We start from the raw sequence: 24686 nt of genomic DNA, 5'->3' as shown, positions 1-24686 counted from the left end.
CCAATACAAAAATAACAAAACAATTAACGAAAAATAAAAGAATTTAAGATAGTAAAACAATCAAATACCAAAAAATATTAAAAAACAAATCAACTCAAAAAGTTAATTTTTTCCCATCCTCTTTTATTTTATTAAACACTTTTTTGTTAGTTTAAAGCTAGCTGGGTTTACATTTGATGTTGCTAAAGAATTAGTATGAGCAGTTTTAAGTAACATTAAATTATATTTTTTCTATTCTTTTTTTTAATTAGATTTAGGTGATTTGATTGGCGATTATTGAAAAAACAGAGGAATCAAAAGGAAAAATTAAACAACTTTATGATTCAAATGCAGTTTTATTTGAAGAAACTGTACTTCTTTCTGATAATATTAAATACAGTATTTGTTTTGTTCCTAAAGCAGGAGTATATGATGTAGTTATTGAGGATTTTAAAAATAATCTGACTAAATATCAGGTATTTCATAAATTATCTCCTTTAACATTAAAATATTTCAATTTACTTAAGGATGAAACTTATTTAGATGATTTTGGCAATGTATTTAAATGTATCAGTCATACAATAGAATATTAATCAGATTATTTTTTCATCATTGCTGTCAAGTTAAGGTTTTGCATTTTTTTAAAAGCTGTTTTGGATGTTTGATTTGCATTTTTTGTGATAATATTTCTTTTTATCTCTTTCTTTGTTTGTTGGTGCTTTGATTTTTGTGTATACTAGGTCTTTTCTTGCTATGTCTAGTATTTCTTCTACTATTTGTTTTATTTCTTCTTTATCGTCTGTTAGGAGCCGGGGCATTTCTTCTTTTATGTTTCCGATAAGTGTGTTTACATTGCTTTTGTAAACATATTTGTATTTTGTTGTTTCTTTTGGTTTTCGTGTTATTTCTTCTTCTGCGTCATGTTTGAGTGCTATTAGTATATTTAATAGGTATATGTGGCTGTAGAAGTCTTGTTCGATGATTATTTTCTTTTTTCCTGTGAATTTTTCAATGTGGAGTTTGTTTTTTAATCTGTCGTAGTTTTTTTCTATTGTCCATCTTGTGCCATATAATTCTTTTAATTCTTCTGGTGTTGCTATTTCTTTGGGTAAATTGGTAAATAGTGTTTCTGTTTCTCCGGTTTTGAGTTTTACGAATACTATTCTGACTTTTATTTCTCGTGTTTTTCTTGCGAATTTTTTTACTTCTTCTGTGAAAAAATTGTTGATTTGTGCTTTTTTTATGTTGATTTCGTGTGTTTCGTCGGTTTTTCCTTCTTTTTTCATTTTATTTTGTTGTTTTTTAAATGTGTGTGTTTTTCCACGTATTATGAAGTAAGAGTCTAATAGCATGGTTTTGAACATTATTTCTATGGAGTTATAGAATCTATCATAGGTTGTTATTGTCTTTGTGAGGTCTATTTTATTTTTTGCATCGTCTAAGTGCATTAATGCGTGTTCTATTTCGCTGGTGCTTTTATTGGTTATGTTTGATGAGATTATGAAGTCCCATTTTGTATCGGCCATGCAAGAGATTCTTGCAGTTGATGTATCTTTATTTAGTTCAGTTTTTTCTGGAATTTCAAATTCTTCTCTTGTTATTTTTGTGTTTGGGATTTCAACAATTGATCCATCAATTGCATAGACGTTAAAACCTTTGAAAGTTGTCATTTCGTCTTTATGAGCATATATTTTTGAAATTAAGCTGTCATTCATGTCAATATAAACTTGAGGATCAATAAATTGTCTTTTTTCAGAAACTGCTTGTTTAGTAATTCTAACACCTCTATCGTTCAATTCGTTTCTTAAAAAACGATTAATCTCAATAGATGTTGTTTTTTTATTATTGCACAATGGATATTTAATAATTGACTCTAAACTCAATTTTCCTTTTCGAGTAAAAGCAACATCACTTAATACATATTTTCGTTCAACAAAATTATTAAAATTTCCGAATTCATCTGAAACTATCCTACTTAAAAACATGCCTAAATCAACTCCAATTTAACTATATCAAACTAAAATAAACTAACATACTTAAATAAATATATATAATTACTAATAAATAAAATTAACTATAAAAAATACTTAAAATTAAATATAATTAAAATAAAAATAGATACAATTAAAATAAAAAGAATATAACAAGTTATAAAATAAATAAGCAAAAAATAAGAATAATTAAATGAAAAAAAACTAAAAATCAAAAAAAGCTTAGCTTGACAGCAATGTTTTTTCATAAAAAAGATTATATATAAACTAAAATAAATTATATCTGTATAAATTATTTCATGAGAAATGATTATTAATTTGGAGGTTAATTATGACTTGGGAAGATGCGCCATCTCATATCTGTAGAGGTGGAGATAAAAGGGGATTGGCTTTTTGTTGCCCTCCAGTTAAACCTTGTCCAATATTAAATGCTTTGGATGAAGTTAACTTAACTCCTCAAGAATATATTGATATTAAAACGGAATTCGCAAAAGAAACTAAATTAGGTGAAGGAACTGGAACTTGTTTCGGATCATTAGTATGGTGTTGTAAACCATCTAAACCATGTCCATTACGTGATATTACTTTAAGAAATATTGGAATGACTCATGATGAATATCTGGACTTGAAAAAGGAATTGTCCGAAAGATTGGTTGGTGCTGATAAACCTGATCCTGATGAAAGTGTAAAAGTATTGGCTGAAACTTTCAATATTGGTGAAAGGGAAGCTATGAATGTTTTAAATGATTGTAATAATGATTTAAGAATGGCTGTAAAATTATTGCGTGTTAAATCCTTAGGAAATGCTGATTAATATGGATTGGACTTCCCTATATCTTAAAACAGCCAATTTAAATGTATTTATATTAGGTACTGGTGAAGTAGCTACAAGAAGAGCAAATAAATTTCTTGACCATGGAGCTAATGTTAAATTAGCAGGAGATGTTTTAGATAAGGAATTAATTAATAAAGGAGCGGTTTTAGCTTCAGTTGACGATGTAGATAAATTAGTTCAATGGTCTGAGTTAGTTGTAATAGCTAGCGGTGATAGGGAACTGTCTGATTATGTTGGTAAAATAGCTGGGGATAAATTATTAAATAGGGCTGATTTTCCAGATAATGGAAATATTATTGTTCCTACAAGTTTTAATATTGGCGATGTCGAAATATCTATTTTTACAAATGGAAAAAGTCCATTGATGGCTCGCCAATTAAGAAAAAAAATTCAATCCATCATTACGAAGGAAGATATCTTAAAAATCGAACTTCAGGATTATAGTCGTAAATTGCTTAAATCCAAGATATCTGACCAGAAAAAAAGAAGGCAGTATCTTTATGAAATTTTCAGTAATGAAAATATTAAGGATTTGCTTGATAACAATGAAATAGATGAAGCTAAAAAGTATATCGATGATTTAATAAGGGGATTTGATGATACTTAATTTAAGGGTTGACCATAAAATTGCAAATATTGATGCTATGGAAAATATTGCAAAAGAAATGGATCAGCTGTTTTTGGAACTGCAGGAAAAGTACTCAATTGTGGAATATGTGGAAATATCTACTTGTAATCGTAAGGAATATTATATTCATAATGATAATATAGATGCTTCAGATTCTCTTTTATCTCATGAAAATAAAAGCATTATTATTGATTATGGAGATAATGTCATTAAGCATCTTTTTCGTATGACTTCTGGTTTGGAGTCTATGATTGTAGGTGAAGACCAAATTTTAGGCCAGGTTAGTGATGCTAAGCAAAAGGCATTTAAAGAACGTCATTGCGGCAAGATTTTAGATTCTATTTTTACTAAAGCTATCCACGTAGGTCGTGTAGTAAGAAACAAAACTAATATTAACAAAGGTTCAATTTCTATCGGCTCTGCAGCTGTTGATCTGGCTGAAAAGCATTTGGGAAATCTTGAAAATAAGTCTGTTTTAGTTATTGGTGCTGGAAAGATGGGTAAACTGGTGGCTAAAGCTTTGGCTGAAAAAAATTTAAATGCAATTTTTGTTGCAAACAGAACTTATTATGTTGCTGTTGAACTGGCTAATGATTTAAACGGTCATGCTGTTCTTTTCAGTGAATTGGGCAAGTATGTTCAAACAGCAGATTTAATAATAAGTGCAACTGGTGCTCCGCATTATATTTTAAATAAAGAACGTTTGGAAAAGACTGATGGAGATTTTAAAGACTTGCTTATGATTGATATAGCTAATCCGAGAGATATCTGTCAGGATGTCTGTGAATTGGGAGTTAAATTATTCAATATTGATGACTTACGTGAGATTGCAGATGAAAATACTAAACTCAGAAAAAAGGAATTTGCAGAAGCTGAAAATATCATCGATGAGGAGTTCACTTTACTTAAAGAATCCTTTAAGCTAATTGGTGTTGAAGATATTATTGCTAATTTAAGAGTATCTATGGAAAAGATAAGAGAAAGAGAAACTAAGAAAGCAATTGCTAAACTTTCTGATGTAGATGCAAATGCTAAAATAGTAGATAATTTAACAAATTCTATTGTTAATAAAATATTTTTTGATATTTCTAAAAAAATCAAACAGGCAGCTCATGAAAATGATGAAGAATTAATTAGAGCTATTGAATTCATGTTTGAAGAATAATTAAAGAATGTTTTTTATTCAAACATTCCTTTTACTTCACTATTTTTAATTTTACTTGCTTTTAAAGCATATTCCACATCTTTTTTATCTACAATTTCCTTGTCATGTGAAATTGCATGGTGAAGTGCTGTTTTTAGAATTTTTTCTTTAATGTCTCTTCCAGACATATTTTTACTAATTTTAACTAACTTTTCAATATTCAATTCATATTCAAGTGGAAATGTTTTAAGATTATTTTCAAAGATAGTTTTTCTCTCATTGTCATCAGGTAAAACAAATTCAATTTCTTCTTCAAATCTGCTTCTTACAGCATAGTCAATTGAATTTGGAGTGTTGGTGGCTCCTATTGTCATCACTGCTTTATTTTCATTAATTCCATCCATTTCAGTTAAAAGGGAATTTACAATTTCAGCAACATCTCCTCTAAGTGACTGGAAACTTCTGTGAAGTGCAATTGCATCAATTTCATCAATAAATATTATAGATGGTGCTGTTTTTTGAGCTTTTTCAAATAATTCCTGTATTTTAGATGCACTGTCACCAACATGTTCTCCAATCAATGAAGTGGCTTTTATTAAATACAATGGAACATCAAGTTCATTAGCCAGTGCTTTTACAAGCATTGTTTTACCAGTACCTGGAAATCCATAAAATAAAATGTTTTTTGGAGCCCATGGACCAAATTTATCAGGATTTTCAAGATATTTGATTAAAACTTTAGTTTTATTTTTAGCATTTTCCTGTCCTACAACATCTGAAAGTTTGACATCTGTTTTAACACGTTTAACAGTATCCAAAGTATTTTCTCCAATATCTAAAAGTTTAATTTTAGTGTTTTCAGAGATTATTGAGTTATTGGGGTTGAGAGATACTATTTGAAAACCGTAATCAGGAATTATTTTCTGATCGAAAAGATAGGAATTTTCTTTTACAACTAACCCTAACCATTGTTCACGAGCATACTCTTCGAATAATGCTTTATCAATAATTTCAAGATTATTTTCCATCATTGCAAAATCAAAAGGATAACCTACAGGTTTTAAAACTATACATTCAGCAAAAGGAGTGTTTTCTTTTTGCGCGGGTTTTGATTTTGGGTTAGATGGTTTTGTTTCATGGGTTTTATTGTTTGTTTTCATTTAGTCACCAACTTGTAACAGTTGTTTTTAATTAACTATGTATTTTATTTGTTTTACTATATAAAAATATAATAAATATTGTTAATGTGGTTATTGCATTTGTTTTATCAGATATTGCGGTGATGAAAAAAAGTAAGATTTTAAAAAAATAAGAATGGTTAAATTCTTATTTTAATATTTGTAGAAACCTTCACCTGAGTTTATACCAGTTTTTCCAGCATCTATTTTTTCTTTAAGCATAGCTGCTACTTTTCCCTCAATGGTGTCTGGATCGCTAGCTTTTGGATTCATCATACCAATATTATATGCAGTAGTTAAACCTACAACATCAAGTATTCTAAATGGACCTAATGGAGCACCTGTAGCTAACATCCATGTTTTGTCAATAGTTTCAAAATCAGCAACTCCTCCTGCATATAATGCTTCTGCAGCACTTAAAAATGGAACGAGCATTGAATTAAGGATGTATCCTGGTTGTTCTTTTTTAAGTTTCAATGGAATCATATTGATATTTTCAGCAAATTCACATACTGCATTGAAATATTCCTGACCAGTTTCTGAATGGCCCATAATTTCTGCAGTATTGTTTCTCCAGATTTCATTTGCAAAATGGAGTGCAAGATACTTTTCAGGACGTCCTGTGTACTTGGCAAATGCACTTGGAAGCATTGTGGAAGAATTAGTTGCAATTATTGTTTTTTCAGGAAGATGTTTAGCTAATTCCTGATAAAATGCTATTTTTTGTTCAGGATCTTCAGCAATAGCTTCAATAACTAAATCAGCATCCTTTCCTGCTTCTTCATAACTTGTTGTTAAGGTTATGCTGTCATAGGCATCTTCAACTTTTTGCTTAAGGTCGTTGATTTTATCTGCAGACAGTTCACTTTCACAGCTGAATCCTCTACAATATGCTGTGGGGTTTGTTTTCATTGCTTCAAGAGTGTTTAAATAAATTTCTTTTAATCTTAAAAGTTTAGGTTGTGCTCTTTCAATTGATCCTTCGCTTCTTAACCATATAGTTACATCAAAGCCACAAAAAGCAGATTGAAGAGCAATTTGACTACCTAGTACTCCACCACCTGCTACTACAATTTTCTTCATATTCATTTTTACACCTCTATTGGATACATATTAATATCCTATGTTTCATAATTAAGAAATCATCATTATTATTAATTTCGTTATAATCCTGACTAAAGCTTTAAATAATTTTAAAATAAATCAACTAATTAGTTGTTTGAGATGAAAAAATGAGTTTTAGAACAAAGAGAGTTTTTATAGCAACTCCATTTTATATGCTTTTTGAATTTTTCCTGTTGAAATATTTATTTTTACTCTTTGGTGGAGTTAAGGATGTTTATTTGTTTATAGCTACTTTACTTTTAGGTGGCCTTCAATGTATCCCCATGATATTTGAAGAGCAAAAATCAACTGCTGCCGGAAGATTTTTTACAGAAATATTTGGGATTTGGCAATGGTCAATGCTGATGATTTTAATAGATCTGATTGTTATTTATGTAATAAAACAATTTATTGACATTCCATTTGGTGTTGTATGTATTTTATTAGCTGTTGTGCCGATTTTAGGTGTTTATAATTATTATCATGCTCATAAATTAATAGTTAAAGAACATACTTTAGAATTCAAAAATTTAAAGGAAGAAGTTAATATTGTCCATTTGTCAGATATACATTTTGGTGCTGTAAGATATAAAAAAATAATTAATCAGGTAGCTAATAAGTTAAATGAATTGTCTGACAGTTGTGACATTGCTATTATTTCTGGAGATTTGGCTGACGGATCTTGTGGGGTTAAAGACGATGATTTTAATGCATTTAAGAATGTAAATATGCCAATTCTGTTTACACCTGGAAATCATGATTTCTATCCTGGAATTGAAAATGTTTGCAGGGCAGCCAAAAAAGCTGGAATAATTGTTTTAGATGATGAAAAAATGGAATTTAAAGGATTGAATATCTTTGGATTGTCTTTTACTTTTGGAGATAAGGAAGATGTATCTAATGAACAGTTAAAACAGGCTACTGATGATGATACCGTAAATATTATAAATTATCATGTTCCTTATGCTTGGGATTTATTTGCCCGATTAGGTTACAATCTTCAGTTGTCTGGCCATACTCATGGTGGACAATTTTATCCAATGAATCTGTTTTGTAAATTGATGTTTAAATACAATAAGGGAATATTTGAAGAAAATGGTAATTATCTGTCAGTCACTACTGGGGTAGGTTCAATGGACACTCCTATGAGGTGGGGAACTGATTCAGAATTGGTTATATTAAAATTAAGAAAAAAATAAGTTTAAATCATGGTTTCGTAAAGCTCTTTCATTTTCAGAGCATCTTCATCTCTTAGAGGAGTTTCACAAATAATATTTGCTCTCCAGCCATTGTCTATGAGATTTGAAAGTAAATCCTCAATGTTAGGTCCATATTCGTTACTTTCAGCAAGAGTGTGGTGTTTTACTTCACCACCATTGCCATATTCTATTGTTGTAAAATGACAATGAAGGATATCAATACCCAAATTATCTTCCAGTTGTGAAAAAATGCAGTTATAATCTTCTTTTTTATTTAAAAATCCTCTTCCACGTGCATGAACATGGGCAAAATCAATTGTTGGTTCAAAATGATCAAAACTTGCACATAATTCAACAATCTCTGAAACATTTCCCTGTTGTGAACGTTTCCCTGTGGTTTCCGGTGCAAAAGTAAACTCTTCAATACCTTCAGCTTCCAGCTCTTCAAATAATCTACTAATGGTATTTTTAGAAATTTCCATTGCTTTTTCAGGCTTTCTATTTGAATAAAAACCAGGGTGAAACACTAATCTGTATGCGCCCATCCATTCTCCGGCACGGGCTGTTGCAATTAGATGGTTGAGACTTTTTTTAATTTTCTCTTCTTCTTTAGAGCATAAATTTATGTAGTATGGTCCATGCATTGAAATGAGAATGTCATGTTTTTCGGATTCTTCTTTTAGAATTTTAGCTGACTTTTCACCAATTCTTACACCATAAGGGGATTGATATTCGTAGGAATCAAGACCTTCTTCTTTAATATATTTCGGTGCTTTGTAAGCAGCTCCTTTATAATTAACAGGACTTCCGGCAGGTCCAAACATTACATTATTTTTCATCTTTATCAAAAAAAGTGTTAAATGGAAATTATAAAATTCCCATTGCTTTGTTGGTTTTAGCTATTGATTTTTCATTATCTGATTCCATTTCAAGTAATGCACGAATTGCATCAATATTTTCTGGAACAACATCTGATTCTTGGTGAACAGCTTGCATATAGTATAATTCATTACCTACAACATTTATGGATTCTCTCCAAACTGGAATTTCATATAAATCGTTTCTGTTTCTTCCAAGTTCTTTAGCATATTCCATAAGTTCTGCAGTTGAACCTAAACCTTCACCGGCATCTACAACAAGAACTCTGGAACGTTTTTCTAAAGCATCAATAATTTCCTGAGTTTCTATTTCATTATTTATTTCAACCATTATGTTGTGTTGGTGCATAAGAGTTGTAGGAACAAGTAATGCCATTGTTGTTACATCAATACCTTCCATAACCGTTTTTACATCAGGACCGTGGTGGGACGGTACTTTTGGAGGGTTTGGCACAATGGAGTTGATAGGTCCTTTTTTAACTTCTGAAGGGTCAGATCCTCTTCTAACCATTACTGCTCTAACTTTTTTAATATCTGCAATAGGGTCAATAGTACTTAATGTACGTGTAAGTCCTGTGGTGTTACATGAAACAACTCTGGTGTAATCTTTACCGTAAGAGTCATCATAATTTGAAATAGCATTAAATGAAAGACCGGTTAATTCATGGTCTTCTCCACCTTGGTAAATTGCTTTAACTCCAGCTTTTTTATACATTTCTAAATTTTGAGGACCGATAGTTCCAGGAGTACAGTCTACAACAACATCTGCTTCCTGAATCATGTCTTCTACAGTTCCAGCTATTTCAATTCCTGCTTCTTTAAATTGATTGGCTCTTTCAGGAATTCCAATGTATAAATCATAACCTTTTTCTTCAACTGCAGTTCTTGCTTCGTAATTAGGTCTAGTTTTACTTACACCAATTACTTTCATATCATCTTGAGCAGCTACTGCATCTGCCACTCTTTTTCCTATGGTTCCATATCCGTTTATAGCTACAGATTTCATTTTAATCCCTAATTTTAATATTAAATTTTTAAAAAAATTTGTTATATGGATTAAAATTTGTAAGTTAAATTATATAAAATTTGATATTTTAAAATTAATAAAAAAGAGCAATAAAAAGATTCAAAGGTAGGAGATTTATTCTACCTTAAATCCAGCTTCTTGGACAGCTTCAGCTAAATCAGAATCAGATACTTTATCGGAATCAAATGTAACTTTTGCAGTATTAGTTTCTAAGTCAGCTTTAGCATCTTCTACACCATCTAAATCTTTTATGGAAAGCTCAACAGCTGCTACACAAGATGGACAGTGCATTCCAACAACATTAATAGTTTTTTCTTCAGTTGCCATAATTTTTTCTCCTTAATTGTTTATATTTAAGTATTTGGCCAGAAACTATATATAAACTTTTAGTCATGCCAAAATATCTATCTGTAATTTAAAAGTAGTGATGCATAAACAATTACAATAACTGAACCAATGTTATGTACAAATGCTCCTTCAATAGGATTTAATAATCCAAGCATAGCTAAAACTGTTGCTATTAAATTTAAGGTTAATGCAAATCCAATTCCGGCATTAATGGTTCTTAAAGTCTTTTTAGATACTTTAAATAAATGGGGCAAGTCTTGGATATTGTCATGGATTAAAGTAATATTTGAAGCTTCAATTGAAATGTCACTGCCGATGCTGCCCATTGAAATTCCTACATTAGCTTGTTTAAGAGAGGGAGCATCATTTAATCCGTCTCCAATCATAGCTACTTTATTATTTTTTAATTGTAATTCTTTAATGTAATTACTTTTATCTTCTGGTAAACAGTTATATTTGTAATTGTCAATCCCGACTTTCGAAGCAATAGTTTGAGTTGTATTTTGATTGTCTCCACTCATAAGTACCGGAGTAACATTCATTGATTTTAAATTAAGAATAACATCAACTGCATTATTTCTTAAAATGTCCGATAATAATACTGCTCCAATTAACTGATTATTCATACAAAGATAAATTGCAGTTGCTCCAGCATCTAAATGAGGCTGAACTTTTGTTTTTTCAAATTCTTTATAGTTTTCATTTAGAAGCTTTTTGTTTCCAGCTACTATTTCATTATTTCCAATTTTTCCTTTAACTCCTTTTCCAGAAATAATCTCAAAATCATTTATTTCTTTCAATGGGGGATTTTTACGGATTTTATAATATTTCACAATTGCTTTAGCAAGAGGATGTTCTGATTTATTTTCAAGTGATGCAAGAATATGCATTATTTCATTTTTAGTGTATTTCTTATCATATGGGATTATTTGATTTACTTCTGGTTCTCCATAAGTTAATGTTCCGGTTTTGTCTAAAATTATACTATTTACTTTAGCTAGCTCTTCAAGAGTTTCTCCATCTTTAACAAGAATTCCTTTTTTGCTTAAATTTCCAATAGCTGCCATAATTGCTGTTGGCGTAGCTAAAACTAATGCACATGGGCAAAATACTACAAGTATTGTAACTGCTCTTAAAATTTCATGAGTTATAATCCATGTTCCTATTGAACAGATAAATGCAACTACAACAATCCATGTTGCCCATCTGTCAGCTGCTTTTACGATTTTTGCATTTTCAGGTTTTGAAGATTCAATTAATTTTATTAATTTGTTTACTGAACTGTTTTCTCCATTTTTTGTTGATTTGATGATTATTGAACCATATAAGTTTATTGTACCGCTGTATACTTCATCACCTACAGTTTTATCCACAGGAAGTGACTCTCCAGTTAATGCTGCTTGGTTTATTGAAGATTCACCTTTTATAATTACTCCATCTCCGGGAATTATTTCTCCAGGCAATACTTTGATAATATCGTTTATTCTGATATTTTGAGCAGCTATTTCTTTTTCATCCACATTACTGTTTATTATTGTTGCAGTTGTGGGAGTAATGTCAATTAAATGTTTAATTCCATTCTGAGTTTTGCTTACAGTGTATTCTTCTAAAAATCCTCCAATAGTCATGATTAAAGCAATTACTCCTGCAGCAAATACTTCACCAATTATTATTGATGATATGATAGCTATTGAAACAAGTAAATCTGCTTTTATGTCTTTTCCATGTATTAATGATTCTATTGCTTCTCTGATTATGGGTAAACCACATAATATAACTGCTATCCATGATAAATCAAAGAATAATAAGTCTGGTTTTATAAAACCTGTTATTAATGAGATAGCTGAAATAACCATTAATATTATTTCTTTTAATTCATCTTTTCCTAGCCAATTTTTAATATTCATTTAATCACCTAAAGTATAGGTATACCCCTATAGGTATAAAATTATTTTAAAAAAAATTAAATTCTGGAATAATATTCTAAAATTGTAGATACATCAGCTAATGCTTCTTCAGTATCTCCTTTTTCCATACTTTCTTTAATACAATGTTCAAGATGTCCTTCAACAATTATATGTCCTACTTTGTGTAGTGCTGATTTTGATGCATTTATTTGCATTAAAATATTTTCACAAGGAACATCTTCATCAATCATACGGTCAATTGCATTTAGTTGACCTATTATTTTTTTTAATCTTCTGTGAAGATTCTCAGAATCCATACATTTTTTCAAAATAACACAACCTATACCTAGTAGGGTATATATTTACTTGTTGTATATAAATATTTTGAGTTGTTGAGTTTACAAAAAGAAAAAAAAGAAAATGATGTAAACATTTAGGTTACATCTATAATACCTGATCCATCACCAGAACTACTGCCTGATCCTGAATCTCCGCTTGAAGACCCTCCGCTGTGGCTTGAACCTCCGCTTGAAGACCCTCCACTTGAAGAGCTTCCACTTGAAGAGCTTTCACTGTGGCTTGTTCCACTTTGATGGCTTGAACTTCCACTTGAAGAGCTTCCAGTTGTTGAACTGGAACTGGAATCAGAACTTGAAGAACTTCCTCCAGATGAACTGGAATCAGAACTGGAACTGCTTTGATCAGATAAAGTACTATTGTTAGTTAAATTAATTGTAGAATTATTATCATGTTCAGTTGTATTATCTGATGAATTGGTAATGTTTGTTGCATAAAAGACTAACCCAATGAGGATAATACAAACAATAATAATTGCAAGTATAAGATTATTTTTCTGCAATTTATCTCTCCATTTTTAGTTTATTATCAGATGATATATAGTCAAATATAGTATCAACTGATTCAATTAATAAATCAACATATGGTACAGTTACATTATTATAATCTTCGTATTTATATGTTTCATAAAGTACAGTAGGAGTACCTGATTTTTGTATAGGGAGAGTTACATATGGTGGACTTGTTTGTGAAGCAGGGAAATATTCCTTTAAACCAGGATTATCATTGATTATTTTAGTAGCTATGGCTTTTGATACATTATCCTGTGCCGGAGCAAAAGCAAAGTTAGTAATGACATATGCTCCACCTTGATTGGAATGTACATCAACTACAAGGGAATAATTGTTTTTTATAGCTTCAGGAACTACATAATCACGTCCTAAAAGTTGTCCTCTCATTCTATTAATATCATCAATAGGTTTACCAATTGGTGTTACATTTATTTTATAAATATCATAACAGTAATTTAATTCACCGGATTTTTTTGTTAATTCATCAAATAATGCTTTGTGAACAGCATTTTCAGTTACATGAACACCAATAATATAAGCTATTCTCACATTTGAGCTGGTATTACCTATTGATTTATATAAATAGACAGTACCATTTTCATTTGAACCTAAATTATACCTTTTAAATCCGGTTTCATTATTATAAATCTCTAAAGTTTTTCCTACAGAATAACCGTTGTAAGTTGTTGTAATGGTATAAACTCCAGGGTATGCTTTAATATTAATAAAAGCAATACCTTTTTCATCAGTAATTTTAGTTAAAACTTTACCTGCAATAAGAAATGTTACAGAAGCATTACCCAGTGGTCTGCCTTGCCCGTCTAAAACTTCTGCAGTAAAAGTTGCAGTACCTGTTTTGTTACATGGCTGACTAATGTCATATGTAATTAAAGTTTTATTTACAAAGACATTATTTCCTGTTTGCAATCCGTCAGGATGCATAGCAGTTATAATATAATTTCCAGGATTAAGGTTAATGTTTAATTTAGCAGTACCGTTTTCGTTGGTGTATTGTGTGTAGAAAACACCGTTGATATTAAATGTAACTGCTGTATTGTTAGCTATTGGATTTCCTTGTTTGTCCAAGAAAGTAGCGTAGTATTGGGATTCATTTTTATAATACTTAACTAAGTCCTTGGAAACAATTGTAGGCAAAACATCAATATTATATCCTTTTTTTTCACCTTTAGGGTGTATAGCTGTAATTATATATTTTTTAGGATAAAGTTGGATGTTTAATTTTGCAGTACCGTTTTCGTTGGTGTATTGTGTGTAGAAAACACCGTTGATATTAAATGTAACTGCTGTATTGTTAGCTATTGGATTTCCCTTTTCATCCAAGAAAGTAGCATAGTATTGGGATTCATTTCTATAATACTTAACTAAATCATTTGATTCAATAACAGATAAAATTGTAACTTTTGCATTTTTAAGTGCAGGATTATAAATATCTGAACCATTATAAGCTACTGTGAAATTGTAAACATTCGGATCTAAATTAATATTCATTCCAAATGTACCATTGCTATCTGTAATCTTATTATAACTCATACCATTAATATTAATACTAACAGTTTGGTTAATTATAGGGTTACTATTATTGTCTAATAATTTTCCACTTAATTTTGTACCATTTTTATAGTACATTTCAAAGTCATGTATGTCAATACTAACATCGGATTTAACATCAGTGGTATTTGGTTGGATAATATTATTATCATCAACTTCTAAATCAGTGTTAATAACGTTATTATCATATGTTTCCATACTTTGATGTAAATCAGTAGTATTTTCATTTGCACTTACAGTAGAAATTCCAGCTATCAATATAAAAACTGATATTAGAATTATCAACTGTTTTTTAAATATTAAATTTTTCATATGACAACACTATAACCAATTTGTACTTCATTATATAAACTTTTTAGGAAAAATAACACTTTTTCTGTTTATTTTTGATGTTATATGCTTCTGAAATTCATTTCTTTTTTATATTTTGTTTTAAGAGCTAATATTCTTCAGTATCATTTAAAACTTATTATTGTCTTTTTAATAAAAAAATAAAAAATAATGATAAATAAAACATAGGATGATATAAAATGATAAACTTTCGATAAAACTTTAAAATAATGTCTAAAAGAGCGTCTTGTAAATTTATACTGATTATTTTCTTTCTAAATATGAAATGGAGTTAATATTTAATAATACATACTTAAAGGATAATAATTTTTAAAAATAGCTATTATGTTGTGAAATTACGAAAATTAAAAAATAAGAAAAAAGCAAATTAAAAAAATTTGCTTGAAGTTTAAGGAATAAATCTATTCCATAGCCTCTAGTTTTTCTGGGAAATATGTATCTACTACATATTCGAGACCATATTTTGAGAAAGATTGCTGTTCTGCTTTTTTACCAATCTTAAGCATTTTTTTAATTTCAGTTTGCCAGAAATCACTTTTATACCTTGGGTCTTTAGCTAACTCTTTTAATCTCATAACATCAACGTCTTTAAGATTATCTGTTGGCAAATCATAATTGATAATGTCACTAGCTGTTACTCCCATGAATTTTGCATCAGGAGTAGCTAAATCATGATTAACGTGAGCTAATTTTGCACTTCCTGAAATAATCACCTGTGCAATATGAAATCCCCAAGGGTCTCCGTCGTTACAGATATAAACAGGCAAGTGTAATTCTTCATTTACTCTTTTAATAAATCTTCTTGTAGCACGAGCTGCTTGTCCTTTAAGTCCTACAATTAAGGTATTAAATCTGTCATATGCTTTTTCCTGAACCATCCTGTGGAACATTCCCATGGTTTCTACAGCAATAACTCTATCTACATTACAATCTAAGAAATCTACTTGATCAATTGTTGGTGAAATAGTATATCCTGATTTTCCAGCTTTTAAAGCATTAATTTCAACATCACCATCTTTTAAGGTTAAATCACCATATACTGAGGCACCATCTTCCTCTGGCATTAATCCTAAATCTTCCCTTGTTGTTCCTAAGGTTACTTCTAAATCTTCTCCAACAATGTTTGATTCCTGCTGTGTTTTAAAACTGATTCCCCAACCTTCAGAAACATAATACATTTCCCTGATTGTAGCTGTTTTTTCTCTTTGAACTAAATCTTTACAGAAATTAGCTACATAAACCATTTGCCCTAATTTTCTGATTTGTTTTACATTACCAAGAGATCTTCTACCGTATCTGTCTCCTAAAACATAATATCTTTTTGCTTCATCATAAACAATATTTGAGGTACCACGTGAAGGAACTTTTATAGAAGGAACTTTTTGTTTTTCGATTTCTTCAATAATTTCCTGACCTAATCCTTTTAATTTGTTGAAGGTATATTCTTTTCTTAGTTCTTTATGTGATTTACCTTCTGGGTTTTGTTTTATTTCATCAGACATTTAAATCACCTGTTTATTCTTCTTCCTCATATTCTGGAACTTCCTCTTCAATGTTTTTAAGATTACTGTGGTCATCGTCAACAGCATATCCAAATTCATCAAGTTCTTCCATAATTAATGCGTCTTCTTCTACTTCTTCTTCCTCTTCTTCAACTTTTTCACCAAGTAATTCTGCAAGTGCCCTTTTAGTTACTTTAGCTAAAACTTGATTATATTCAGGTATTCCAGTTTCTCCTAATTTTGCAGCTTCTTCAATGATGACTGGGAGATAATCTTCGAATACTTTTGAACGCATTGCTTTTTCTTTTGCAGCTTTTTTAGCTCTTAAATGTTTTTGAAGTTTACGGGCTAAAGTCATAGTTGCCTGTCTTATTTCATGAACAATTTCAGGTTCTGGAGATACACTTTGTTTTCCGGTAGAAAGATAAGGAACTTGTGTTGAAATGATGTTTACAAATAAAGTAATTGGGGAATTGTCAAAGTCTTTAATTCCGTAACGTTTCCAATCAATACTTTTTAGTGCTTCGGTAATTGCACAGCTTCCTTGATCAAATGTTAATGGAACTCTATTTGCAAATCTCATAATTTCTGATTTTCTTTGTTCATTTACAACTCTTCCGGAATCTCCACCATAAGCAATTCCTGCTTCAATAATGAAAGAAACACCTCCTCCATAGGTTACAGGTTTTCTTGTAAGTGTAGCTATGAATTCAGGTTTAAGAATTTGTTTCATACCTTTTTCAATTTGTTCTGATCCGATAGGTATGAGTCCGTTACTTGGAGGAGCCATGAATTTCATTTTTTTGAAACAGTTTACAATAGCTTCTGCTTCAGCCCAGGTCATATCCTTTGGACGTTTATTCATGTCAATACCAGTCATTTCCTCAATTTCGTTTACTCTTTTATTGGACATTCTGGAAAGTGAGCTGGTTAACATACTCTTGTATCGTCTTTTATCAGTATGTTTTGCCATAAATAGAATATCATCTGCACTAACTCCTTTTGGATGTGGTAAAACTTCTTTTGGAAGTATCGGAACAATATTTGCCGCTCTTTTAAAAATATATTTGTGTCCACTTGGATCTCTAAAGGTAATTTTTGCATGAGGGTTTCCAATCATGGTTCTTCTGATGTATTCAAAAGCACCTTGTTCTGCCATGGAGTAAGAAACATCTTTAAATTGTAATTCGATACAGACTCCAGTATGTTCAGCAGGGAAATCTTCTCTTTCCATTAACATACCTTTATTTTTCTTAACATCCATTTTGAACTTCATTTTAACTCCTTTAAGTTTATCTCCTTCCTGATAACAGGAGATTACACGAGCAGGTTCACCAGTAGTCATCTGTGATAAAAGTACACAACCACTACAACCTAAACCTTGTTGTCCTCTTGACTGGATGTTTCTGAATTTGGATCCTGCAAACATACTACAGTATACTTGCATTACAAAGTCTTCAGGAATTCCCGGACCGTTATCGGAGTGTCTGAGAATGTAATGTTCTTTATCAATTCTTTTTAATTCAATATTGATTTCTGGAAGGATACCTGCTTCTTCAGCCGCATCAAAACTGTTCGTAATTAATTCGTGAAAAACAATTGTTAATGAGCGGATTTTACCAGTGAATCCTAACATTTGCTTGTTTTTTCTAAAGAACTCTGATGGTGTCAATTGTTGGAAATTGTCAAAGAGTTCATTTGCTTGTTGAGACAAATTTTTCCTCCTTAAAATTTTATAATTTATTTATGAATCTATTCTTTATTTAAATCAAGTCAGAGAGCATTTTCAAAGTAATATTTTTAGAGTACTCTATCTGTTATGATTAAGTTATAGATAAAAAAATAATAATTTTATTGTAGAAAACATGATATTTTCATTACACTATCTATATATGCTAAGTAAAGTATATAATATTTTGCTATTTGTTTTGAAATTTTTGACTTCAAAATAAAATATTGCAATGCTTCTAAATCATTGTAAAAAAAAGTTAAGTAACATTAATAAAAATGTTACTATTTCATCATTTCTTCATCAAAGTCGATTCCGTCTTTGAATTCGATTTCATCATCTTTGATTCCAACAAGATCTTTAAATTCTTTAAGTTTCAATTCATCTTTTTTACGCTCTAAAAAAGAATAGACTGATTTGTGTCTTGATCCTTTTAAAATCATTTCAATAGCTTCTTTAGCTATCATGATGTTGTCCATTTCACCAATTAATGAAACGGTTTTTCCATAGATGGCCATTTGCACGTCAGCCATATCCATAATTATTTCACGTGTTTTTCCATTTTGCCCAATTATTCTCCCTTTATATCTAGAAAGTGCATTTTTAGATTTTCCAATGTATAATGGCAATTTTATGACTTCTAAATAAATATCATCATTAACTAAGTTAAGAGCAACTTCCGGATTAAATCCGCGAGCTACTGCTTTTACAATGTGATTTGCATTCCATACGCCAAGTGGATCGCTCATGTTTTCTTGTGGGGTGATGTAAACAGTTCCGTCTTCACTATCAATATCTAAGATTGTTTCAGTAGCCTTTTCAATTGATTTTTTTACATCTCCCTTGTTTCCAATTAGTGCCCCAATTCTATTTTGAGGTATTTTTAAATAATCTGTTTCTGGCATACTTATCACCTTTTATAAGTAATATAAGTTATTTGTATTGTTTTATTTAATAATTTCTAAAATTTTTCAGATGACATACTTTTTAATAGATGTTTTGATAAAAATTATGGATGTACGAAAAATTAAAGGAATTATTATGAAAAAGATTTATTTTTTATTGCCTGCTTTAGCGGGGATGATGTTTGGATCAAGTGGAATTTTTGTTAGAACTTTAACTGAAAACGGAATTGATCCAACAACATTGTTATTTTTAAGATTTTCAATAGCTGCTCTGGTAATGTTTGTTTGTGTGTTATTGACTGACAAATCATTATTTAAAATCAAAAAGGAGTATTTGCCTTATTTTATCATTGCAGCTATTAGTATTGTAGGATTGAATCTTTGTTATAATGAGGCTATGAATTCAATTCATCTGTCTCTTGCAGCAGTATTATTAGGCACTTCACCAATTTTTGTTATAATCGGTGCTTATTTTACATTAGGTGAAAAAATAACAGTTAAAAAAGTAGGATCAATGCTTCTGGCAATTGTAGGATGTATATTGGCTAGCGGATTTTTAGAAAGCAGTATTGGTTCAATTTCATTAATCGGAGTTTTAGGTGGTGTTGGAGCTGCGATATTTTGTGCTGTTTATACATTAGATTCAACAAAAGTGATTAATAAAGGATGCCATACATACAGTATTTTATTTTACTCTTTAATTTTGATTGTAATGATACTGTTACCTTTTACAGATTTTGGTCAGATAAATCATTATGTCAGTATTAATCCAGTTTCAAATGTGCTGTTTTTAATATTGCATTCATTTATTTCATTTGCTTTGCCATACATCTGTTTAACAACTGCTTTAAATTATGTGGAATCTGGTGTGGCATCAATATTGCTGTCTGGATGTGAACCTATTGCAGCATTAATATTTGGTATTGTCTGTTATTTTGAAATTCCAACATTTTTAATGCTTTGTGGTTTGGTAATCGTTATTGTTGCATTGGTAATCTTATGCAAACCACATAAAAAAGAAGAAGTTAAAGTTTGAAGTCTACATATTCGTATACTTCATCATAACTTGTTTTTACACCTAATTTTTTATATTCATTAACTAATGTTTTTATATCTCTTTGAAGCAGTTCATGAGAAATAGGGTTGTCTAAAACAACAGACTGTGAAACATCAATGATAATCGGTTCTTCATTTTGATTAAGGATGTTATAATTGGATAAATCTCCATGAACTAATTTTCCTTCATGTACAAACTTTTTCAACTGCACTAAAAGCTTATTGAAAAATTCTTCAGGATTTTTTGGAGGCTGGTTTCTGACAGGCTGTGCAGGATTTCCTTTTTCATCACCAATAAATTCAATTATTAAAACATTATTTGAGCTGATGTAAGGTTCAGGAACATTAACTCCTGCATTATGTAATCTTTTAAGGTTTTTAAATTCTTTACTTACCCAAGCATAAATCAGCTGTCTTTTATTTTTAGTTTTAACATTAAATCTTGGGTCTCCATGGACATAATAATCCATTTTTTTAAAATCAGAAGTAGCTATTCTGTAAATTTTAACAGCTACATAAGTTTCATCTTTAGTTATTCCCTTTAAAACATTAGCTTCTTTTCCAGTACTTATAGCACCATTTAAAATATCAATATAATCCTGTTTAGCTAATTTGTATAATGTTTCTAAAGTTATTTTGTCAAAAACTTCGCTTCCGACCTTTCGGTCTTCACTGCCTTTTCGTCTTTTACGTTCTCGTATTTTTTGGACTTTTGCATCAGCCTTATTGATTTTTGAATCCATTAAAATCAGTTAAAATAATAAGGGGGTAAAAGGGTATTTACATTTTTAAATAGCCTTTTCTTTCAAGCCAGTTAGATTCAGTTTTGGTATATCTCCAGATTACATCTGCTTTTTCATCTGATTGGAAATCCCATGGTTTTACAAGAATGATATCTCCTTCACGAATCCAAATACGTTTTTTCATTTTTCCCGGGATTCTAGTCATTCTAATGTTTCCATCAGCACATCTAACTTTTAATTTACCGTGACCCATAATTTGTTCTACGGCTCCTGGAATTTCCCCTTTTTTAGGTGTTCTTACTCTTCTAAATTCTTGTGAGTTATTGTTATTATTTGGTTTTGACAAGTACTCTCCTCCTCAATATAGTTTATATTTTCCATTTTGTTGATGATAAATTAAACTATTTATATATTACTTTTATTAATATATTAATGTATTCATTAAAGGGGATAATATGGGAACTGAATTTTTAAAAATTAAAGAATCTGAAGATGCTTTAGAAATTATTCAAAAATTATTTGATAAATATTACACTCTTCAAAGTGAGGAAATAGCTGTTGAAGATGCATACGGCAGAATACTTTCTGGTGATGTATATAGTAGGATGGATTTCCCTCCATTTGATAAAGCCCTAAAAGATGGTTTTGCAATTCTTTCACAGGATAGTTTTGGAGCTAGTGAAGAATCTCCAAAAACTTTGGAAGTTATTGATTTTTTAGAAGCAGGTTCAACAACTGATAAAACTGTTGAGGAAGGCAAATGTGTTGAAATAAGTACTGGTGCAGCTATGCCTAAAGGAGCAGATGCAGTTGTAATGGTTGAATACTGTGAAAAAATGGATTCTAATGTTAATATACTGACTACTGTTACTCCTACTCAGGATGTAGCTAAAAAAGGTTCTGATACTAAAGAATCTAAATTAATTTTAAGAAAAGGGGATGTTTTAACTCCAGGTAAGATTGGTGTTTTACTTTCTCAAGGATTTGAAACAATTGAAGTCTATAAAAAACCTACTGTTGGTGTTATATCCACCGGAAATGAAATCACTCTTCAGGGTAATGAATTGCCATATGGTAAAATTTATGATGTCAATGGAAACATGATTAAAAATGATGCAATATCCTGTGGAGCCAATGCTAAGTTTTTAGGAACTGTTAAGGATGATTATAATCAACTTAAAGCTAAAATTCAGGAATCTTTAGATGATGTGGATATTTTAATCGGATCCGGAGGAACTTCTGCAGGTCTTGGAGATGTAATGAAACATGTTTTGGATGAATTAGGTCAGGTTTATATCCATGGAATCTCTGTACAACCGGGAAAACCTACTATTATAGGCATTGTTGACGGTAAAATCGTAATTGGATTGCCTGGAAATCCTGTGTCTGCATTAATGATTTTTAATGCATTTGTAGCTCCTCCTTTAACAAAATTGGCAGGTATTGATAAAAATTTCGAAAAAAGTACTGTTAAAGGCAAACTAACTAGAAGAATACATTCTCCAGTTGGCAGGATGCAGTATCAATTGGTGAAAGTTGATGGTGAAGATATTCAGCCGATATTTAAAGACTCTGGAGCTATATTTTCTCTATCTACTGCTGACGGTTATGTAAAAGTTCCAAAATCTGTTGAACTTCTTGATGAAGGAGAAGAAGTTGAGGTATATTTATTTAACATAAATTAAAAATATTAAATAAAAAAGGTGAATCAAATGCAAATTCAAGATAAAATTATTCCTGATCAAAAAATAGCTGTTATTAATTATAAAGGACCAATTTCCGATTTAGAAATATTGCTTTCTAAATTGATGGACTGGGTTGAAACAGAAGAAATTAAAACCATTGGAGAACCTTTTATAATTTACTACTCTCCAAGACATAGTGTAAATCAAGGAGATGCTGTGTTTGATGTAGGTATAGCTATTGAAGGTGATGCACAAGCAAAAGACATTATTAAAACTGCAGATTTATTCGAACATGGTGTTTTAAGCGGAATTCATGAAGGTTCTATTGATAATATTTTAGATAGCTATGATACAATGGTTAAAGTAGCTCAAGAAAACAATTATGATATTATTGGTTCACCTACTGAAGTTTTAATAAAAAATATTCACAATGCTGACAGTGAAGAGGAATATGTCACTGAAATAAGATTGCCAATCATTAAAATGTAGGTCATATTATGGCTAAAAATAATGAAGAAATAGATATAGATGAAGAAATTAAAAGAATTTCTCGTAAAACTAATGTGGATGTCTTTAAATCTGAAAGAACATTTGATAACAGGATTAAAAATTTAGAAAGAGAAATTGAAAAAGCTTCTCAAACTCAACTTAATGACTTTGATAAAAATAAAGAGTTAGTAGGTAAATACCTGTCAACAGATTACTCTTCATCTACTATTGATAATTACAGACGAAAATTAAAAAAAATTTAATGTTGTCCAACAACTCTTAAGTTGTGGACTAAGATTTTTGGAAGGATAAATGGTCCGTATTGTTTAATTTCGGATTTGACACCTTCACTTTTTTTCAATATTTCAAATATATTTCCAGAAATCATTGCTTTATTTATAGGGTAGCTAATCTCACCATTTTCTATTTTAAAAGCATTACTTGCTTCTACGGAAAAATCACCGGAAATAGGATTTGCAGTATGTGCTCCTAAAACACTGGTAGTTAAAACTCCTTGGGCTATTTCGCCGATTCCTATTTTTTCATCAAAATCAAGAATTATATTTGACGGACTGACTGATGGTGTAGATAGGTATGAGTTTCTATAACCGTTTCCGGTACTTGTTGTATTTTCTTTATTTGCTGTGTAAATATCATACATAAATGATTTTAAAACACCATTTTCTACAAGGTTGGTTTTTTTGGATACAGTTCCTTCACCGTCACATTTTGCAGAATACATTCCTTTTTCTAAAGTGGCATCATTTGTTATTGATAAGTTAGGGCTTACAATTTCACTATTCATTTTGTCATGAAGTATGGATCTTCGTCTTTGAACGTTTTCTCCATTGAATGCTGCTAAAAAAGTAGATAAAAGACCAGTAGCAGCATAATAATCAAGAACCACATCATAATCGTTAGTTTCAACAGATTTTGTATCAACAGATTCCATAGCTAATTTACACACATCTTCAGCTAATTTGTCACCATCCAGATCATAAAATCTTGAAGAGACAGAATCATATGCTGTAGCTACATTTCCTTTTTCTTCAATATTTACAGATAATCCAGCACCAAATCCAGTGCTTTTATCAGCAATTGAAACTCCATTTGAATTCAATATAATTGATTCTCCACGGCTTGCTGAAAATCCTGCTGAAGTTACTTCACATTTGGTTTCATTAGCTTTTGTTATGATATTATTCAGAAAATCAATAGTTTCATCCAAGTCTAAATTTTCAAATTTTTTATCATATAGTTTATCAATTTCATTTACTTTTTCTTCCTGTGAAAATGCATAATTTTTATCAGGATTATTTAATTTGGTATTTTCCAGAGCTTGCAGAGCAGTTTGGTTAATTTTATTTAAATCTGAAGTGAATGCAAAGCCCATTTTATTGTCTTTTAATATTCTAATTCCAATTCCTTGGGTAATTTCTTCTTTTGCAAAATTTAATTCATCGTTTTTAGAATCAAGTTCTATTGTTTTTCCTGTACTGACATATACTTCATAATCATCACAGATTTTTTTAACTTCTTTTTCACATTTTTCAGCTATTTCATATATCAT

25 protein-coding genes are annotated in these 24686 nt (G+C 30.3%); 9 read left to right on the top strand and 16 right to left on the bottom strand.

The genetic code is table 11. The features are described from left to right. Positions 1 to 266: 266 nt before the first annotated feature. Positions 267 to 572 carry a hypothetical protein gene (locus tag ACMC9J_RS03160; protein ID WP_019267896.1) on the top strand — a complete coding sequence of 102 codons (306 nt, stop codon included), beginning with the start codon at positions 267 to 269 and terminating at the stop codon, positions 570 to 572. A 48-nt stretch (positions 573 to 620) separates the two neighbouring features. On the opposite strand, the gene ACMC9J_RS03155 is transcribed toward ACMC9J_RS03160, so the two are convergent. After that, positions 621 to 1964, bottom strand: coding sequence for an IS4 family transposase (locus ACMC9J_RS03155; protein WP_427003342.1), 1344 nt, complete (start codon positions 1962 to 1964; stop codon positions 621 to 623). 337 nt (positions 1965 to 2301) lie between these two features. Here ACMC9J_RS03155 and ACMC9J_RS03150 point away from each other — a divergent pair, with 337 nt between their 5' ends. From ACMC9J_RS03150 to hemA, 3 genes are read left to right on the top strand one after another with little or no spacing between them, the layout of a single operon-like run. Further along, entirely contained in the window at positions 2302 to 2784 is a 483-nt protein-coding gene (locus tag ACMC9J_RS03150; RefSeq protein ID WP_019264864.1) for a methanogenesis marker 9 domain-containing protein, read from the top strand. A gap of 1 nt (position 2785) precedes the next feature. Then, the gene (locus tag ACMC9J_RS03145) at positions 2786 to 3412 is read left to right on the top strand and encodes a precorrin-2 dehydrogenase/sirohydrochlorin ferrochelatase family protein (RefSeq protein ID WP_019264863.1); all 627 of its coding nucleotides are present in this window, start codon (positions 2786 to 2788) and stop codon (positions 3410 to 3412) included. Then, a complete protein-coding gene (gene hemA, locus ACMC9J_RS03140; protein WP_019264862.1) occupies positions 3402 to 4598 on the top strand; it encodes a glutamyl-tRNA reductase in 1197 nt (398 codons plus the stop codon). The genes ACMC9J_RS03145 and hemA overlap by 11 nt, the downstream gene beginning before the upstream one ends. 14 nt (positions 4599 to 4612) lie before the next feature. Here hemA and ACMC9J_RS03135 read toward each other — a convergent pair whose 3' ends face one another. Continuing rightward, positions 4613 to 5737, bottom strand: coding sequence for an AAA family ATPase (locus tag ACMC9J_RS03135; protein ID WP_331865136.1), 1125 nt, complete (start codon positions 5735 to 5737; stop codon positions 4613 to 4615). Positions 5738 to 5908: 171 nt separating this feature from the next. Then, positions 5909 to 6844: a 3-hydroxyacyl-CoA dehydrogenase gene (locus ACMC9J_RS03130; protein ID WP_019264860.1), complete on the bottom strand. Its 936-nt coding sequence runs from the start codon at positions 6842 to 6844 to the stop codon at positions 5909 to 5911. A gap of 143 nt (positions 6845 to 6987) precedes the next feature. Here ACMC9J_RS03130 and ACMC9J_RS03125 point away from each other — a divergent pair, with 143 nt between their 5' ends. Continuing rightward, positions 6988 to 8058, top strand: coding sequence for a metallophosphoesterase (locus tag ACMC9J_RS03125; protein ID WP_427003536.1), 1071 nt, complete (start codon positions 6988 to 6990; stop codon positions 8056 to 8058). 2 nt (positions 8059 to 8060) lie between these two features. On the opposite strand, the gene ACMC9J_RS03120 is transcribed toward ACMC9J_RS03125, so the two are convergent. The 10 genes from ACMC9J_RS03120 to ACMC9J_RS03075 all read right to left on the bottom strand — a co-directional run bounded on the left by ACMC9J_RS03120 (position 8061) and on the right by ACMC9J_RS03075 (position 19143). Beyond that, positions 8061 to 8897 carry a TIM barrel protein gene (locus ACMC9J_RS03120; RefSeq protein ID WP_427003535.1) on the bottom strand — a complete coding sequence of 279 codons (837 nt, stop codon included), beginning with the start codon at positions 8895 to 8897 and terminating at the stop codon, positions 8061 to 8063. A 28-nt stretch (positions 8898 to 8925) separates the two neighbouring features. Further along, the gene (locus ACMC9J_RS03115; protein ID WP_094516315.1) at positions 8926 to 9942 is read right to left on the bottom strand and encodes a phosphorylating glyceraldehyde-3-phosphate dehydrogenase; all 1017 of its coding nucleotides are present in this window, start codon (positions 9940 to 9942) and stop codon (positions 8926 to 8928) included. A gap of 135 nt (positions 9943 to 10077) precedes the next feature. Beyond that, positions 10078 to 10290 carry a heavy-metal-associated domain-containing protein gene (locus tag ACMC9J_RS03110; RefSeq protein ID WP_019264856.1) on the bottom strand — a complete coding sequence of 71 codons (213 nt, stop codon included), beginning with the start codon at positions 10288 to 10290 and terminating at the stop codon, positions 10078 to 10080. A gap of 77 nt (positions 10291 to 10367) precedes the next feature. Then, positions 10368 to 12218 carry a heavy metal translocating P-type ATPase gene (locus ACMC9J_RS03105; protein WP_427003534.1) on the bottom strand — a complete coding sequence of 617 codons (1851 nt, stop codon included), beginning with the start codon at positions 12216 to 12218 and terminating at the stop codon, positions 10368 to 10370. Between the two features lie 56 nt (positions 12219 to 12274). Then, positions 12275 to 12547: a metal-sensing transcriptional repressor gene (locus ACMC9J_RS03100; protein ID WP_019264854.1), complete on the bottom strand. Its 273-nt coding sequence runs from the start codon at positions 12545 to 12547 to the stop codon at positions 12275 to 12277. 104 nt (positions 12548 to 12651) lie between these two features. Further along, the gene (locus ACMC9J_RS03095; protein WP_427003533.1) at positions 12652 to 13077 is read right to left on the bottom strand and encodes a 1,4-beta-cellobiosidase; all 426 of its coding nucleotides are present in this window, start codon (positions 13075 to 13077) and stop codon (positions 12652 to 12654) included. 1 nt (position 13078) lies between these two features. Beyond that, positions 13079 to 14968 (bottom strand): carboxypeptidase regulatory-like domain-containing protein, encoded by a 1890-nt coding sequence (locus ACMC9J_RS03090; protein WP_427003532.1) that lies wholly within the window; start codon positions 14966 to 14968, stop codon positions 13079 to 13081. A gap of 440 nt (positions 14969 to 15408) precedes the next feature. Then, positions 15409 to 16509, bottom strand: coding sequence for a DNA topoisomerase IV subunit A (locus ACMC9J_RS03085; RefSeq protein ID WP_019264851.1), 1101 nt, complete (start codon positions 16507 to 16509; stop codon positions 15409 to 15411). A gap of 13 nt (positions 16510 to 16522) precedes the next feature. Beyond that, entirely contained in the window at positions 16523 to 18223 is a 1701-nt protein-coding gene (gene top6B / locus ACMC9J_RS03080) for a DNA topoisomerase VI subunit B (RefSeq protein ID WP_019264850.1), read from the bottom strand. 299 nt (positions 18224 to 18522) lie between these two features. Beyond that, positions 18523 to 19143, bottom strand: a complete 621-nt coding sequence (locus ACMC9J_RS03075; protein ID WP_019264849.1) for a KH domain-containing protein — start codon at positions 19141 to 19143, stop codon at positions 18523 to 18525. A gap of 106 nt (positions 19144 to 19249) precedes the next feature. Here ACMC9J_RS03075 and ACMC9J_RS03070 point away from each other — a divergent pair, with 106 nt between their 5' ends. Beyond that, positions 19250 to 20179, top strand: a complete 930-nt coding sequence (locus tag ACMC9J_RS03070; protein ID WP_427003531.1) for a DMT family transporter — start codon at positions 19250 to 19252, stop codon at positions 20177 to 20179. Here the strand turns inward: ACMC9J_RS03070 and ACMC9J_RS03065 are convergent. Continuing rightward, entirely contained in the window at positions 20169 to 20942 is a 774-nt protein-coding gene (locus ACMC9J_RS03065) for a serine protein kinase RIO (protein WP_019264847.1), read from the bottom strand. The genes ACMC9J_RS03070 and ACMC9J_RS03065 overlap by 11 nt on opposite strands. A gap of 37 nt (positions 20943 to 20979) precedes the next feature. Beyond that, positions 20980 to 21288 (bottom strand): translation initiation factor eIF-1A, encoded by a 309-nt coding sequence (eif1A, locus tag ACMC9J_RS03060; protein ID WP_029143199.1) that lies wholly within the window; start codon positions 21286 to 21288, stop codon positions 20980 to 20982. 109 nt (positions 21289 to 21397) lie between these two features. Between eif1A and ACMC9J_RS03055 the strand changes: the two genes are divergently transcribed. Genes ACMC9J_RS03055 through ACMC9J_RS03045 form a run of 3 tightly spaced genes read left to right on the top strand, consistent with a single transcriptional unit; the run spans position 21398 to position 23379 of the window. Further along, complete coding sequence (locus ACMC9J_RS03055) at positions 21398 to 22627, top strand: molybdenum cofactor synthesis domain-containing protein (protein WP_019267887.1); 1230 nt, start codon at positions 21398 to 21400, stop codon at positions 22625 to 22627. Positions 22628 to 22654: 27 nt separating this feature from the next. Then, entirely contained in the window at positions 22655 to 23116 is a 462-nt protein-coding gene (locus ACMC9J_RS03050; protein ID WP_019267886.1) for a GyrI-like domain-containing protein, read from the top strand. An 8-nt stretch (positions 23117 to 23124) separates the two neighbouring features. Next, positions 23125 to 23379 carry a hypothetical protein gene (locus ACMC9J_RS03045; RefSeq protein WP_250415787.1) on the top strand — a complete coding sequence of 85 codons (255 nt, stop codon included), beginning with the start codon at positions 23125 to 23127 and terminating at the stop codon, positions 23377 to 23379. Here ACMC9J_RS03045 and ACMC9J_RS03040 read toward each other — a convergent pair. Next, positions 23376 to 24686 (bottom strand): TldD/PmbA family protein, encoded by a 1311-nt coding sequence (locus ACMC9J_RS03040; RefSeq protein ID WP_427003530.1) that lies wholly within the window; start codon positions 24684 to 24686, stop codon positions 23376 to 23378. The two genes, ACMC9J_RS03045 and ACMC9J_RS03040, sit on opposite strands and share 4 nt — an antisense overlap.

It is taken from the genome of Methanobrevibacter intestini, assembly GCF_047402955.1.
Lineage (GTDB): Archaea > Methanobacteriota > Methanobacteria > Methanobacteriales > Methanobacteriaceae > Methanocatella > Methanocatella intestini.
Note: the sequence above shows the minus strand (reverse complement) of the source record. Positions and strands in the feature narration are given on the sequence as shown.

Excerpts from the sequence above, each read along its gene's own strand:
- ACMC9J_RS03075 (WP_019264849.1), bottom strand. The coding sequence starts at position 19,143 with ATGCCAGAAACAGATTATTTAAAAATACCTCAAAATAGAATTGGGGCA.
- ACMC9J_RS03150 (WP_019264864.1), top strand. The coding sequence starts at position 2,302 with ATGACTTGGGAAGATGCGCCATCTCATATCTGTAGAGGTGGAGATAAA.
- ACMC9J_RS03050 (WP_019267886.1), top strand. The coding sequence starts at position 22,655 with ATGCAAATTCAAGATAAAATTATTCCTGATCAAAAAATAGCTGTTATT.
- ACMC9J_RS03145 (WP_019264863.1), top strand. The coding sequence starts at position 2,786 with ATGGATTGGACTTCCCTATATCTTAAAACAGCCAATTTAAATGTATTT.
- ACMC9J_RS03070 (WP_427003531.1), top strand. The coding sequence starts at position 19,250 with ATGGATGTACGAAAAATTAAAGGAATTATTATGAAAAAGATTTATTTT.
- ACMC9J_RS03120 (WP_427003535.1), bottom strand. The coding sequence starts at position 8,897 with ATGAAAAATAATGTAATGTTTGGACCTGCCGGAAGTCCTGTTAATTAT.
- ACMC9J_RS03125 (WP_427003536.1), top strand. The coding sequence starts at position 6,988 with ATGAGTTTTAGAACAAAGAGAGTTTTTATAGCAACTCCATTTTATATG.
- ACMC9J_RS03135 (WP_331865136.1), bottom strand. The coding sequence starts at position 5,737 with ATGAAAACAAACAATAAAACCCATGAAACAAAACCATCTAACCCAAAA.
- ACMC9J_RS03045 (WP_250415787.1), top strand. The coding sequence starts at position 23,125 with ATGGCTAAAAATAATGAAGAAATAGATATAGATGAAGAAATTAAAAGA.
- ACMC9J_RS03085 (WP_019264851.1), bottom strand. The coding sequence starts at position 16,509 with ATGTCTGATGAAATAAAACAAAACCCAGAAGGTAAATCACATAAAGAA.
- ACMC9J_RS03105 (WP_427003534.1), bottom strand. The coding sequence starts at position 12,218 with ATGAATATTAAAAATTGGCTAGGAAAAGATGAATTAAAAGAAATAATA.
- hemA (WP_019264862.1), top strand. The coding sequence starts at position 3,402 with ATGATACTTAATTTAAGGGTTGACCATAAAATTGCAAATATTGATGCT.
- ACMC9J_RS03155 (WP_427003342.1), bottom strand. The coding sequence starts at position 1,964 with ATGTTTTTAAGTAGGATAGTTTCAGATGAATTCGGAAATTTTAATAAT.
- ACMC9J_RS03110 (WP_019264856.1), bottom strand. The coding sequence starts at position 10,290 with ATGGCAACTGAAGAAAAAACTATTAATGTTGTTGGAATGCACTGTCCA.
- ACMC9J_RS03065 (WP_019264847.1), bottom strand. The coding sequence starts at position 20,942 with ATGGATTCAAAAATCAATAAGGCTGATGCAAAAGTCCAAAAAATACGA.
- ACMC9J_RS03115 (WP_094516315.1), bottom strand. The coding sequence starts at position 9,942 with ATGAAATCTGTAGCTATAAACGGATATGGAACCATAGGAAAAAGAGTG.
- ACMC9J_RS03090 (WP_427003532.1), bottom strand. The coding sequence starts at position 14,968 with ATGAAAAATTTAATATTTAAAAAACAGTTGATAATTCTAATATCAGTT.
- ACMC9J_RS03055 (WP_019267887.1), top strand. The coding sequence starts at position 21,398 with ATGGGAACTGAATTTTTAAAAATTAAAGAATCTGAAGATGCTTTAGAA.
- ACMC9J_RS03040 (WP_427003530.1), bottom strand. The coding sequence starts at position 24,686 with ATGATATATGAAATAGCTGAAAAATGTGAAAAAGAAGTTAAAAAAATC.
- ACMC9J_RS03130 (WP_019264860.1), bottom strand. The coding sequence starts at position 6,844 with ATGAATATGAAGAAAATTGTAGTAGCAGGTGGTGGAGTACTAGGTAGT.